Source organism: Hydrogenophaga sp. YM1, from assembly GCF_016903055.1.
Lineage (GTDB): Bacteria > Pseudomonadota > Gammaproteobacteria > Burkholderiales > Burkholderiaceae_C > Hydrogenophaga > Hydrogenophaga borbori.
Map to the genome: position 1 here is coordinate 3,227,328 of NZ_CP070223.1, position 12,956 is coordinate 3,240,283.

Genomic DNA, 12,956 nt, shown 5'->3' on the forward strand with positions numbered 1-12,956 from the left:
GGGGTCGCGCGCGGCGCGGCGGGGGTACAGCTCAAGGACGGGTCATCGTACAGCTGTGCGGCATCTCGGCCTGCTGCGGGCTCAGGCTTCGGATCACGCGAAAACCGTAGCCCGATCCCTCGACGTCGAACTTCACACCAGGCGTGCCCTGGCGGTCCATCACGGCCACGGCCAGGCTCTGCTGGAACTGGTGGTCGGCGCCGCGCATGCGCGCGCGCTGGCCGGCCAGGGTGACGTCGGCCTTCTCCAGTTCGGCGGCGATGGCCCCCGCCTCCACCCGACCCGCGCGCTCGATGGCCTGCGCCAGCGCCTCGACCATGAGCTGCATGCGCATGTGCACGTAGTCGTCCTCGGGCTTGGGAAAGCGCTCGCGAAAGGCCTGGTAGAAGGCCTCGCTCTCGGGCGTGGGCACGTTGGGGAACCAGTCGGCCACGGCCACCACCTGGCCGATGCCGGCGTCGCCGAGCGCCGCCGGCGCGCCCAGGGCGTTGCCGTAGAAGGTGTAGAAGCGGCCCTCGAAGCCCACCTCGCGCGCGGCCTTCACCAGCAGCGTGAGGTCGTTGCCCCAGTTGCCCGTGAGCACGGCCTGCGCGCCGCTGGCCTTGATCTTGGTGGCGTAGGGCAGGAAGTCCTTGATGCGCGCCATGGGGTGCAGCTCGTCGCCGACGATCTTCACGTCCGGCCGCTGGGCGCCGAGCTGGCGGCGCGCCTCGCGCAGCACGCCCTGGCCAAAGCTGTAGTCCTGGCCGATGAGGTAGATGCGCTGCAGCGCCTTGTCTTCGCGCAGCACGCTCATGAGCGCGGCCAGGCGCATGTCGGCGTGGGCGTCGAAGCGGAAGTGCCAGTAGCTGCACTTCTCGTTGGTGAGCGCCGGGTCCACCGCCGAGTAGTTGAGGAAGAGCTGGCGGCGCGCCGGATAACGCTCGTTGTGCTTGTTGATGGCCTCGATCAGGGCGCTGGCCGCCGCCGACGAGTTGCCCTGGGTGACGATGGCGATGCCCCGGTCGTTGGCCAGGCGCAGGGAAGACAGGGCCTCTTCCGCCTGGTTCTTGCTGTCGAAGCGCTCGATGGCCAGCGGCCGCGCGCCGCCGGGCAGCCTGACGCCGCCGCGCGCGTTGACCCGCTCGGTGGCCCACAGCAGGTTGCGGAACACGGCCTCGCCGGTGTTGGCGAAGGGGCCCGAGAGGCCTTCGATCATGGCGATGCGGATGGGCTCGCCGCGCGCGGCGGGGGCCTGGGCCCAGCCGGACGGGACGGCGCTCAGGCCAAGGACGGCGGCGGCCAGGGTGGCCAGCCGGCGGCGGGAAATCAGGGTCATTCGGAACTCCGTGGTGTCAACGCCGGGCCCGCAAAGGGCCCGCTCTTGTCGCCTGCGCGACAGGACGGGTACTCTAATTCATAATTATTGAAACCCGCCGCCGCCGGTCAGGCGACCAAGGCCCACTCAGGCGGCGGGCGCCAGCTCGGCCAGTGGCCAGCGCGGGGCCACGTCGAAGCGCCCGGCCGGGGCGTCGGCGGCCAGCAGGCCGGCCTGGGCGCGCAGCCCGGCGGCCAGGGCGATCATGGCGCCGTTGTCGGTGCACAGCGCCAGTTCCGGGTAGTGCACCCGCAGGCCGCGCCGCGCGGCCGCCCCATCGAGCTCGGCGCGCAGACGGGTGTTGGCGCCCACGCCGCCGGCCACCACCAGGCGGCGCAGACCGGTGGCGTTCAGCGCCGCCAGCGACTTCTTCACCAGCACCTCCACGATGGCGGCCTGCGCGCCGGCCGCCACGTCGGCCTTCTCCTGCTCGCTCAGTGGGTCGGCCAGGTGGCTGGTGGCCGGGCCCTCGGGCGCGGCGCGCGCCAGGCGCTTCACCTGGGTCAGCACCGCCGTCTTGAGGCCGGCGAAGGAAAAGTCCAGGTCGCCGCTGTGCAGCAGCGGGCGGGGGAACTTGTAGGCGGCGGCATCGCCCCGCTCGGCCAGGCGCGCCAGCGCCGGCCCGCCCGGGTAGCCCAGGCCCAGTAGCTTGGCCGACTTGTCGAAGGCCTCGCCGGCCGCGTCGTCGATGGTTTCGCCCAGCAGCGCGTAGCGCCCCACCCCGTCCACCCGCATGAGCTGCGTGTGCCCGCCCGAGACCAGCAGGGCCACGAACGGGAAGTCGGGCGGATCCGCGCTCAGGAAGGGCGACAGCAGGTGCCCTTCCAGGTGGTGGATGCCATGCACCGGCCGGCCCAGCGCCACGCCCAGCGCGTGCGCCACGCCCGTGCCCACCAGCAGCGCGCCGGCCAGGCCGGGGCCGCGCGTGCAGGCAATGGCGTCGACGTCGGACAGCGCCAGCCCGGCCTGGGCCAGCACGGCGTCGGTCAGCGGCAGCACGCGGCGGATGTGGTCGCGGCTGGCCAGCTCGGGCACCACGCCGCCATAGGCCTGGTGCATCTCGATCTGGCTGTGCAGCGCGTGGCCCAGCAGGCGCGGCACGCCCTGCCCGCTGGCGTCCACCAGGGCCACGCCGGTTTCGTCGCAAGAGGATTCGATGCCGAGGATTCGCATGAGGGGCGGGAGTTTAAGGGCGGCACGCTTGTTGCTCCCCATCGGGGAGATGTGCCGTCGCAAGGGTGAACGATGAAAACGGGCCTGGACTTCCTGTTGGCCGCCAAGCGCTGCGAGATCGATGGCCTGCAGCGCCTGGCCTTCACCGCCACCCTGGTGGACGTGAGCGCGCGCCTGGTGCACCAGCTGCAGCGCGAGCGCGGGCTCACCAATCTGTACCTGGGCTCCATGGGCCAGCGCTTCGCCGAGGCGCGCGCGGCGCAGATCGGCGCCTCGCGCCAGGTGGAGGCCGAGTGGCGCGCCCAGTTCGAGCGCGTGGACACCGGCACCGCCCAGGCCGGCCACGGCGCGCGACTGTTCAGCCGCATCGCCTACGTGCTGCAGGGCCTGGACGGCCTGGACGCGCTGCGGGGCCAGCTCGATGCCCAGGCCTGGGACACCGACCGCGCCACCGAGGCCTATGCCCGGCTGGTTGCCGCTCTGCTTGCCGTGGTGTTCGAGGCCGCCGACAGCGCCACCGACCCCGAGGTCTCGCGCCGCCTGGTGGCGCTGTTCAACTTCATCCAGGGCAAGGAGTTCGCGGGCCAGGAGCGCGCCGTCGGCGCCGCCCTGTTCGCGCGCGGCCAGTCCGACAGCGCCGGGCAGCAGCGCCTGCTGCACCTGATCGAATCGCAGGAGCGCTGCCTGGAGCTGTTCGACAGCGTCGCCCCACCCACCGCGCGCGCGCTGTGGACGGCGCCGCACACCAGCGCCCCCCTGGCCGAGCTGGAGCGCCTGCGCCGCGTGCTCTACACCGCCCCGCATGGGGCCGCGCTGCGGCCGGAACTCAGCCAGGCCTGGTTCGACGTCTGCAGCGCGCGCATGGACGCCATGAAGCTGGTGGAAGACCGCCTCACCGCCGATCTGCGCGCCCTGTGCGGCGAGAAGATCGCCCAGGCCCAGGCCGAACTGGCCAGCTTCGGCGCGCTCAGCGCCCAGGCCGCGGCCGACCCCCTGGTCTTCTACCTGGCGCCGGCCGATCCGAACGGCCCCGCCGCGCCAGGCGCCGCCCAGGGCTTCTCCCTGCCGCTGGACCGCTCGGTGCTGGAACTGGTGCACGACCAGGCGCGCCGCCTGCAGGCCATGGGCGACGAGCTGGAGGCCGTGCGCGCCAGCCTGAACGAGCGCCGCCTCATCGAGCGCGCCAAGGGGCTGCTGATGGCGCACCGCCAGCTGAGCGAGGCCGAGGCCCACAAGACCCTGCGCCAGATGGCCATGAACCAGAACCGGCGCCTCGTGGACGTGGCCGAGGCCCTGCTGTCCATGGCCGAGGTCATCAAGTAACCCCCGCCGCGCGGCGCCTTGGGGATTCACTCGCACTGCTGCGGTGCACAAAAGGCGGCAGGCGCACCAGACCGCGCACTGGCGCGGCGCCTTGGGGCCGAATTCGCGCTCCCGCGCGGGCCAAACGGGCTGGCACGGTCCCTGCTCAATACGCACAGCACAGCTCGCGGCCAATGGCGGCCGCGGTCTGGACAGTCTTCCCAGACACGGACAACGGCGTCCATTTCCTTCCCGCGTTTCGCGGGCCTGGAAATGGGCGCCGTTGTGCTTTGGGTTTCCGGTTCGCCATTCGCCCCACAGGAGTCCACGACCATGCCATCGATCCCGCTGTCCCGCCGCCGCCTCATCCAACAGGCCGGCGCCCTCGGCTCCGCCGCTTTCGCCGGCGGCCTGCTGAGCCCCCGCGCGCACGCCGCCACCGCGCTGGAAACCAAGGCCGCCAAGCTCGGCTTCATCGCGCTGACCGACGCCGCGCCCCTGTTCGTGGCCGACGAGAAGGGCTTCTTCAAGAAGCACGGCATGACCGAGGTCGAGGTGCTCAAGCAATCGTCCTGGGGCACCACGCGCGACAACCTGGTGCTCGGATCGCCCAAGGGCGGCATCGACGGCGCGCACATCCTCACGCCCATGCCCTACCTCATCACCACAGGCGCGGTCACCGCCAACAACGTGCCGGTGCCGATGAACATCCTGGCGCGCCTGAACCTGGGCGGCCAGGGCATCTCGGTGGGGGCGGAGTACGCCGACCTCAAGGTGGGCACGGACGCCAAGGCCTTCGGCAAGGCCCTGGCGGCCAAGCGCGGCTCGGGCAAGGCGGTGAACGCGGCCATGACCTTCCCCGGCGGCACGCACGACCTGTGGATCCGCTACTGGTTGGCCGCCGGCGGCGTGGACCCGAACAAGGACATCACCACCATCGTGGTGCCACCGGCGCAGATGGTGGCCAACATGAAGGTGGGCAGCATGGACACCTTCTGCGTCTGCGAGCCCTGGAACCGCCAGCTCATCAACCAGAAGATCGGCTACACGGCGCTCACCACCAGCGAGCTGTGGATGAACCACCCGGAGAAGGCCTTCGCCATGCGGGCCGACTGGGTGCAGGCCCACCCCAACGCCACCCAGGCCCTGCTCAAGGCCGTGATGGAGGCGCAGATGTGGTGCGAGGAACCGGCCAACCGCGCCGAGGTGGCCGAGATCTGCTCGCGCCGGCGCTGGATCAACGCGCCCGTGGCCGACGTGATCGACCGCGTCAAGGGCGACTTCGACTACGGCACCGGCCGCGTGGAGGCCAACAGCCGGTTCCAGATGCGCTTCTGGAAGGACCAGGCCAGCTACCCCTTCCAGAGCCACGACCTGTGGTTCCTCACCGAGAACATGCGCTGGGGCTACCTGCCCACCACGCTGGACACCAAGGCCCTGATCGCCAAGGTCAACCGCGAGGACCTCTGGCGCCAGGCCGCCAAGGCGCTGGGTGTGGCCGCCAAGGACATCCCCACGTCCACCTCGCGCGGCGTCGAGACCTTCTTCGACGGCAAGGTCTTCGACCCCGCCAACCCGAAGAAGTACCTCGACAGCCTGTCGATCAAAACCCTCAAGGCCGCCTGAGCCCGCGTCCCCTGCCGACACCTGGAGCCCCGCGATGAACACCACCGACACCGTCGAGCCGATCCGGCTGGCCACGCCCGCCGCGCCCCCGACCCCGCTGCCCGATGGGCTGCGGCGCGCCGCGCGCGGCTTCATGACCCACGTGCTGCCGCCGCTGGTGATCACCGGCCTGCTGCTGCTCATCTGGGAACTGCTGGGCTCGCGCCCCGGCGCGGCGCTGCCGCCGCCGAGCAAGGTGGTGCAGGAGACCTGGGAGCTGATCGCCAGCCCCTTCTACGACAACGGCGGCAACGACGTCGGCATCGCCTGGCAGCTGCTGGCCAGCCTCAAGCGGGTGGCGTACGGCTACTCGCTGGCGGTGCTGGCGGGCGTGGGCCTGGGCGTGCTGGTGGGCCAATCCACCTGGGCCTTGCGCGGCCTGGACCCGCTGTTCCAGGTGCTGCGCACCGTGCCGCCGCTGGCCTGGCTGCCGATCTCGCTGGCCGGCTTCCAGGACGGCCAGCCCTCGGCCATCTTCGTGATCTTCATCACCTCGGTCTGGCCGATCATCATCAACACCTCCATCGGCATCCGCAACATCCCCGACGACTACCGCAACGTCGCGCGCGTGATCCGGCTCAACGGCCTCGAGTACTTCGGCCAGATCATGCTGCCGGCCGCCGCGCCTTTCATCTTCTCGGGGCTGCGCATCGGCGTGGGCCTGTCGTGGCTGGCCATCGTCGCGGCCGAGATGCTGATCGGCGGCGTCGGCATCGGCTTCTTCATCTGGGACGCGTGGAACAGCTCGCGCATCAGCGACATCATCCTCGCGCTCTTCTGCGTCGGCATCGTCGGCTTCCTGCTCGACCGTTGCGTCGCCTTCCTCGGCCAGCTCGTCACGCGCGGCACCAGCGCCGGCTGAACCCGCCCGTCCCCCACAGGAGCCTCCCCATGAACGACAACGCCTACCTCAGCATCAGCGGCGTGGACATGACCTTCACCAAGGGCCGCACCGCCAACCCCGTGCTGCGCCACATCCACCTGGACGTGCGGCGCGGCGAGTTCATCTCCCTCATCGGCCACTCGGGCTGCGGCAAATCCACCGTGCTCAACATCGTGGCCGGCCTGCTCAAGGCCAGCGCGGGCGGCGTCATCGTCGACGGCCGCGAGGTGAACGAGCCCGGCCCCGACCGCGCGCTGGTGTTCCAGAACCATTCGCTGCTGCCCTGGCTCACGGTGCAGCAAAACGTGGCGCTGGCGGTGGACAAGACCTTTCGCGGCAGCAAGAGCGCGGCCGAGCGCCGGGACTGGGTGCTGCACAACCTGGAGATGGTGAGCATGGGCCACGCCCTGCACCGCCTGCCGGCCGAGATATCGGGCGGCATGAAGCAGCGCGTGGGCATCGCGCGCGCCCTGGCCATGCAGCCCAAGGTGCTGCTGCTCGACGAACCCTTCGGCGCGCTGGACGCGCTCACGCGCGCGCACCTGCAGGACGAGGTGATGCGCATCCAGGGCGAGCTGCGCAACACGGTGATGATGATCACGCACGACGTGGACGAGGCCGTGCTGCTGTCCGACCGCATCGTGATGATGACCAACGGCCCGGCGGCCACCATCGGCGAGGTCCTGGACATCGAGCTGGAGCGCCCGCGCGATCGCCTCGCGCTGTCCGACGACGCCCGCTACAACCACTACCGCCACGCGGTGCTGAGCTTCCTGCACGAGAAGCAACGCAAGGTGGAGCCGCTGTCGCGCGGCGCCAAGGCCCGGGCGTGCGAAGCCCTCAGCGCCTGAAACCACCACCGGCCAAGGAGAGCCCCATGGACATGCGCGCCCAGCCGCGGCAACGGATGAAACTGGTGATGGTGGGCAACGGCATGGCCGGCGTCCGCACGCTGGAGGAACTGCTCAAGCTCGCCCCCGATCTCTACGACATCACGGTGTTCGGCGCCGAGCCGCACCCGAACTACAACCGCATCCTGCTCTCGCCGGTGCTCGCGGGCGAGCAGACGCTGGAGCAGATCGTGCTCAACGATTGGGCCTGGTACGCGGACAACGGCGTCGCGCTGCACGCCGGCTTCGAGGTGACCGAGGTCGACCGCGTCAAGCGGCTGGTGCATGCGCGCCACGCCAGCGGCGAAACGCTCAGCGCGCCCTACGACCGCCTGATCCTGGCCACCGGCTCCAAGCCCTTCATCCTGCCCATCCCGGGCAAGGAGCTGAAGGGCGTGCTGGCCTACCGCGACATCGCCGACACCCAGGCCATGATCGACGCCGCCGCGAAGTACCGGCACGCGGTGGTCATCGGCGGCGGCCTGCTGGGCCTGGAGGCCGCCAACGGCCTGATGAAGCGCGGCATGCGCGTGAGCGTGGTGCACGCGGCGCCCTGGCTGATGGAGCGCCAGCTGGACGACGTGGCGGGCGGGCTGCTGCTGCAGTCGCTGCAGTCGCGCGGCATGAACTTTCTCATCGGCGCGCAGACGCAGGCGCTGGTGGGTGGCGAGGACGGCCGCGTGAAGGCCGTGCGCTTCATAGACGGCCGCGAGGTCCCCGCCGACCTGGTGGTGATGGCCGTGGGCATCCGCCCCAACACCGCGCTGGCCGAGGCCATGAAGCTGCACGTCGAGCGCGGCATCGTGGTCAGCGACACCCTGCAGACCGTCACCGACCCGCGCATCTACGCCGTGGGTGAGTGCGCCGCGCACCGCGGCATCGCCTACGGGCTGGTGGCGCCGCTGTTCGAGCAGGGCAAGGTGCTGGCCACGCACCTGGCCGAGTTCGGCATCGGCCGCTACACCGGCTCGCTCACCTCCACCAAGCTCAAGGTCACGGGCATCGACCTGTTCTCGGCCGGCCAGTTCATGGGCGGCGAGGGCACCGACGAGATCGTCATGAGCGACCCCGGCGGCGGCGTCTACAAAAAGCTGGTGATCCGGGACGACAAGCTGGTGGGCGCCTGCCTGTACGGCGACACCGTGGACGGCAGTTGGTACTTCAAGCTGCTGCGCGAGGGCCGCAGCGTGGCCGACATCCGCGACAAGCTGATGTTCGGGGAGTCCAACATCGGCGACACCGGGCACGAAGGCCACCACAAGGCCGCCGCCATGCCCGACGCGGCCGAGGTCTGCGGCTGCAACGGCGTCAGCAAGGGCGCCATCTGCCAGGCCATCAAGGACAAGGGCCTGTTCACGCTGGACGAGGTGCGCCGGCACACCAAGGCCAGCGCCAGCTGCGGCTCCTGCACCGGCCTGGTGGAACAGATCCTGATGGCCACCGCCGGCGGCGACTACTCGGCCGCGCCGAAGCTCAAGGCCCTGTGCGGCTGCACCGAGCACGGCCACCAGGCGGTGCGCGACGCCATCCGCGACCGCAAGTACCTCAGCACCGCCGAGGTCTTCGCCGGCCTGGGCTGGCGCACGCCCAATGGCTGCGCCACCTGCCGCCCGGCCGTGAACTACTACCTCATCAGCACCTGGCCGAAAGAAGCCAGGGACGACCCGCAGAGCCGCTTCATCAACGAGCGTTGCCACGCCAACATCCAGAAGGACGGCACCTACAGCGTGATCCCGCGCATGTGGGGCGGCGAGACCACGGCGGCCGAGCTGCGCCGCATCGCCGACGTGGTGGACAAGTACCGGATCCCCACCGTCAAGGTCACGGGCGGCCAGCGCATCGACCTGCTCGGCGTGAAAAAGGAAGACCTGCAATCGGTCTGGACCGACCTGGCCATGCCCAGCGGCCATGCCTACGCCAAGGCGCTGCGCACCGTGAAGACCTGCGTGGGCAGCGAGTGGTGCCGCATGGGCACGCAGGACAGCACGCAGATGGGCAAGGACCTGGAGCGCGCCATGTGGCGCATGTACGCGCCGCACAAGGTGAAGTTCGCCGTCAGCGGCTGCCCACGCAACTGCGCCGAGGCCGGCATCAAGGACGTGGGCATCATCGGCGTGGACTCGGGCTGGGAGATGGTCATCGCGGGCAACGGTGGCATCAAGACCGAGGTGGCGCAGTTCCTGGTCAAGCTCAAGACCGCCGAGGAGGTGCTGGAATACACCGGCGCCTTCATGCAGCTCTACCGCCTGGAAGGCTGGTACCTGGAGCGCACCGTGCACTACGTGGCGCGCGTGGGCATCGACCACGTCAGGCGGCGCATCCTCGACGACGCCGAGGGCCGCAAGGCGCTGTGGGCGCAACTGCAGGCCGCGCTCGACGGCGAGCCCGACCCCTGGTTCGAGCACGAGAAGGCCGCGCTGGACACGCGCCAGTTCATTCCCATTGAGCCCACGGCCGTTGAAGGGAGCGCCGCATGAGCCTTCCCGCCCCATGGACGCCCGTGTGCCGCGTCGAAGACATCCCCGTGCTGGGCTCGCGCACCGTGCGCCGCCCCGTGGGCCTGGACGTGGCCGTGTTCCGCAACGCCGAGGGCGGCGTGTTCGCCCTGCTCGACCGCTGCCCGCACAAGGGTGGCCCGCTGAGCCAGGGCATCGTGTTCGACCAGCGCGTGGCCTGCCCGCTGCACAACTGGACCATCGGCCTGGCCGACGGCTGCGCCCAGGCGCCCGACGAGGGCTGCACGCCGCGCTTCGCGGTGCGCGTGGCCGACGGCCTGGTGCACCTGGACGCGCGCGAACTCGCCACGCACGCCACCGACCTCACCCGGCCCGTGGCCGGCCCACCCACGCGGCGCCGCGAGAGCGCATGACCGAAACCCGTTCCACCTGCCCCTACTGCGGCGTGGGCTGCGGGGTGCTCATCGACAGCGAGGGCGATCGCATCACCGGCGTGCGCGGCGACCCCGCGCACCCGGCCAACGCCGGGCGCCTGTGCAGCAAGGGCCAGACCCTGCACCTCACCGCCGCCCCCCACGTGGCACGCCAGACGCGCCTGCTGCACCCCCAGGTCCGTGCCGCGCGCGGCGCCGCGCCGCAGCGCACCAGCTGGGACGAGGCCTTGGATCTGGCCGCGCGCCGCTTCAACGGCGCCATCGCCACGCACGGCCCCGACGCGGTGGGCTTCTACATCAGCGGCCAGCTGCTCACCGAGGACTACTACGCCTTCAACAAGCTCGCCAAGGGGCTGATCGGCACCAACAACATCGACACCAACTCGCGCCTGTGCATGAGCAGCGCCGTCGCCGGCTACAAGCTCACCCTGGGCGCCGACGCGCCCCCGACCTGCTACGAGGACCTGGACCACGCCGGCTGCGTGTTCATCGCCGGCAGCAACACCGCCTACGCGCACCCGGTGCTGTTCCGCCGCCTGGAAGACGCGCGCCGCGCGCGCCCCGGCATGAAGCTGATCGTGGCCGACCCGCGCCGCACCGACACCGCCGAGGCGGCCGACCTGCACCTACCGCTGCAGCCCGGCAGCGACACGCTGCTGTTCCACGGCCTGCTGCACCTCATGCTGCGGGAAGGCTGGACCGACACCGCCTACATCACGGCCCACACGCGCGGCTTCGAGGCCCTGGAGGCCCTGGTGCGCGACTGCACGCCGGCGCGCGTGGCCCAGGCCTGCGGCCTGGAGGTGCACGACCTGATCACCGCCGCGCGCTGGTTCGCCACCGGCGCCAGCGGCGACCCGCAAGCCCGCGGCGCCACGCTCAGCCTGTACTGCCAGGGCCTCAACCAGAGCAGCAGCGGCACCGCCAAGAACGCCGGCCTGATCAACCTGCACCTGGCCACCGGCCAGATCGGCCGGCCGGGCGCCGGGCCGTTCAGCCTGACGGGCCAGCCCAACGCCATGGGCGGGCGCGAGGTGGGCGGCCTGGCCAACCTGCTCTCGGCGCACCGCGACCTGGCCAATCCCGCGCACCGCGCCGAGGTGGCCGCGCTGTGGGGCATTCCCTCGGTGCCGGAAAAACCCGGGCTCAGCGCCGTGGAGCTGTTCGAGGCCGCCGCCGACGGCGCCGTGAAGGCCCTGTGGATCGCTTGCACCAACCCGGCGCAGTCCATGCCCGACCAGCGCACCGTGCGCCGCGCCCTGCAGCGCGCCGAGTTCGTGGTGCTGCAAGAGGCCTTCGCCACCACCGCCACCGCCGGCTTCGCCGACCTGCTGCTGCCCGCCACCACCTGGGGCGAGAAGGACGGCACCGTCACCAACAGCGAGCGGCGCATCAGCCGCGTGCGCGCGGCCGTGCCGCCGCCCGGCGAGGCGCGACACGACTGGCGCATCGTGGTCGACTTCGCCCGCCGCCTGCGCCCGGGCCATGCGCTCTTTCCCCACGAGACGCCCGAAGCCCTCTGGCGGGAGCACCGCGAGTCCACGCGCGGGCGCGACCTGGACATCACCGGCCTGAGCTACGCCCAGCTCGACCGGGACGGCCCCCAACAGTGGCCGCTGCGCGAAGGCGACACGCAAGGAAAGGCGCGCCTCTACGGCGACGGCGTCTTCCCCACCCCCGACGGCCGCGCCCGCTTCGCCGCCCTGCCCCACCGGCCGCTGGCCGAGCCACGCGAACCGCGCTACCCCTTCTCGCTCACCACCGGCCGCCTGCGCGACCAGTGGCACGGCATGGGCCGCACCGGCACCCTGGGCCGCCTGTTCGGCCACGTGGCCGAGCCGGCCGTGCAGCTGAACGCGGGCGACATGCAGCGCCTGGCCTTGCGCGACGGCGAGCTGGTGCACGTCACCAGCCGGCGCGGCAGCCTCGTGCTGCCCGCCCAGGCCAGCGGGCAGGTCGCGCCGGCCCAGGCCTTCATCGCCATGCACTGGGGCCCCGAGTACCTGGGCGGGCACAGCAGCGCCGGCGAGCCGCTGGCCGGCGTCAACGCCCTCACCACCTCGGCCCGCTGCCCCGGCTCCCAGCAGCCCGAGCTCAAGCACGCGGCGGTGAAGGTACTCAAGGCCGAACTGCCCTGGACCCTGCTGGCCCTGGCCTGGCTGCCCGAGGAACGCGCCCTGGCCACGCAGGCCACGCTGCGCGCCCTGATGGCCGAATTCCCGTTCGCCAGCTGCGTGCCCTTCGGACGGGAGCGCACCGGCCTGCTGTTTCGCGCCGCCGCGCACGGGCCGGCGCCGCCCGCGCTGCTGGACCGCCTGGAAACCCTGCTGGGCCTGGACACGCCCGAGACCCTGCGCTATGCCGACCGCCGCCTGGGCCAGCGCCGCGCCGCGCGCCTGCGCCGCACGGACGACCAGGGCCAGCGGCTGGACGCCGTGCTGCTGGCCGGCGACACCCGCGCCGAGGCCTGGCTCAAGCCCCTGCTGCAGGACGACCGGCCCGCCGACGCCTACGGCCGGCGCCTGCTGATGCCCGGCGGCCACGCCCCGGTGGCCGAGGCCCCGCGCGGGCGGCAGGTCTGCACCTGCCTCAACGTCAGCGACAGCGCCATCCGCGCCTGCCTGGCGCGCATGGGCGACACCCCGGGCAACGACGAGGAACGCCTGGCCCAGCTGCAGACCCAACTGCGCTGCGGCACCCAATGCGGCTCCTGCCTGCCCGAGCTGCGTCGCCTGGTGCGCGAGCGCGACACCGCGCCGGCCTGATTCCTGCTCTGGGCATGGAAGGCCTTCATAT

The 12,956-nt window shown here is 71.7% G+C and carries 9 protein-coding genes; 7 read left to right on the forward strand and 2 right to left on the reverse strand.

Features of this window, described 5'->3' with window-relative positions:
• Nucleotides 1-31: 31 nt before the first annotated feature.
• Together JNX00_RS15205 and tsaD are read right to left on the reverse strand one after the other, a co-directional pair.
• Nucleotides 32-1,318 (reverse strand): branched-chain amino acid ABC transporter substrate-binding protein, encoded by a 1,287-nt coding sequence (locus JNX00_RS15205; RefSeq protein WP_204742781.1) that lies wholly within the window; start codon nucleotides 1,316-1,318, stop codon nucleotides 32-34.
• A gap of 126 nt (nucleotides 1,319-1,444) precedes the next feature.
• Nucleotides 1,445-2,530, reverse strand: a complete 1,086-nt coding sequence (gene tsaD / locus JNX00_RS15210; protein ID WP_204742782.1) for a tRNA (adenosine(37)-N6)-threonylcarbamoyltransferase complex transferase subunit TsaD — start codon at nucleotides 2,528-2,530, stop codon at nucleotides 1,445-1,447.
• 72 nt (nucleotides 2,531-2,602) lie between these two features.
• On the opposite strand from tsaD, the gene JNX00_RS15215 reads away from it, so the two are divergent.
• From JNX00_RS15215 to JNX00_RS15245, 7 genes are all read left to right on the forward strand, one after another.
• Nucleotides 2,603-3,853 carry a nitrate regulatory protein gene (locus JNX00_RS15215; protein WP_070397630.1) on the forward strand — a complete coding sequence of 417 codons (1,251 nt, stop codon included), beginning with the start codon at nucleotides 2,603-2,605 and terminating at the stop codon, nucleotides 3,851-3,853.
• Nucleotides 3,854-4,165: 312 nt separating this feature from the next.
• Nucleotides 4,166-5,458 carry a CmpA/NrtA family ABC transporter substrate-binding protein gene (locus JNX00_RS15220; RefSeq protein WP_204742783.1) on the forward strand — a complete coding sequence of 431 codons (1,293 nt, stop codon included), beginning with the start codon at nucleotides 4,166-4,168 and terminating at the stop codon, nucleotides 5,456-5,458.
• A gap of 34 nt (nucleotides 5,459-5,492) precedes the next feature.
• Nucleotides 5,493-6,359, forward strand: coding sequence for a nitrate ABC transporter permease (ntrB, locus tag JNX00_RS15225; protein WP_204742784.1), 867 nt, complete (start codon nucleotides 5,493-5,495; stop codon nucleotides 6,357-6,359).
• A gap of 29 nt (nucleotides 6,360-6,388) precedes the next feature.
• Complete coding sequence (locus tag JNX00_RS15230; protein WP_070397627.1) at nucleotides 6,389-7,231, forward strand: ABC transporter ATP-binding protein; 843 nt, start codon at nucleotides 6,389-6,391, stop codon at nucleotides 7,229-7,231.
• Nucleotides 7,232-7,257: 26 nt separating this feature from the next.
• A complete protein-coding gene (gene nirB, locus JNX00_RS15235; protein ID WP_239478153.1) occupies nucleotides 7,258-9,747 on the forward strand; it encodes a nitrite reductase large subunit NirB in 2,490 nt (829 codons plus the stop codon).
• Nucleotides 9,744-10,139 carry a nitrite reductase small subunit NirD gene (gene nirD / locus JNX00_RS15240; protein WP_204742785.1) on the forward strand — a complete coding sequence of 132 codons (396 nt, stop codon included), beginning with the start codon at nucleotides 9,744-9,746 and terminating at the stop codon, nucleotides 10,137-10,139. Before nirB ends, nirD begins: the two co-directional genes overlap by 4 nt.
• Nucleotides 10,136-12,925, forward strand: coding sequence for a nitrate reductase (locus JNX00_RS15245; protein WP_204742786.1), 2,790 nt, complete (start codon nucleotides 10,136-10,138; stop codon nucleotides 12,923-12,925). The genes nirD and JNX00_RS15245 overlap by 4 nt, the downstream gene beginning before the upstream one ends.
• Nucleotides 12,926-12,956: the final 31 nt, after the last annotated feature.